This window comes from Treponema sp. R8-4-B8 (assembly GCF_054786175.1).
Window position 1 is genome coordinate 1 of sequence record NZ_BDHE01000166.1, and the last position, 788, is coordinate 788.

1 pseudogene is annotated in these 788 nt (G+C 45.2%); it reads left to right on the forward strand.

Going from position 1 to position 788, the window contains the following annotated elements:
• Positions 1-788, forward strand: a pseudogene (locus tag ACYVRA_RS07635) (hypothetical protein); the annotation flags it as partial.

Sequence of the window (788 nt, forward strand, 5' to 3'; positions counted from 1 at the left end):
TCAACCATCCGCATTGAAAGCGGGATAATCTATGGCAAGGATGCGGCAGATAAACTGCAAAACAAGGCAACTAATAGTGCGGTTTTAGATAAGAGCAGCGGCGGTACTGCCCAAAATGGAACCTTTAACGGCGACTCATGGAACAATTTTGGCAGTCTTGGTACCACAAATTATACGTTTGAGGTGGCAAACGGAATTTTAACTGCTACTTCTTTTAATGTAGCAAGCGCGGATGATTGGAACGATGTAAAAACCGAAGCCTCAAACAGAGGCGAGGGAACCGCAGACAACAGAAAGAGCTACACCATCAACATACTTGACGACATTCCCAATGCTACAGGTGCAACCTTTAACAATGCTCAATATATTAACGTAACCATTACCGGGGACTACACCATAACGCTTACAGGACAAGGCTCATTGCTCCGTCTTATTGCAAACCAGACCGTCGTTATTCACGACACCGACTTTAAGGGGAACAGCGACAATAACACGGCTCTGATTTATTTAGGAGGCTCTAACGCAAGCCTGACTATGGAGGGAACCTCATCGGTATCCGACAATACATCAAGCAGCAACTCATACCGTGGCGGTGTGTATGTTGATCAATATACTAGTGGTGTAACTTTCACTATGAAAGACAGAGCCTCGGTATTCAACAATACCAATTCAAATGGCAGTGGCGGTGGAGTGGTAGTTAACAGCGGAACTTTCACCATGCAAGACAAATCATCGGTACATGACAATACAGCTACCGAGGGCGGCGGGGTTTATGTTTACAATACAAC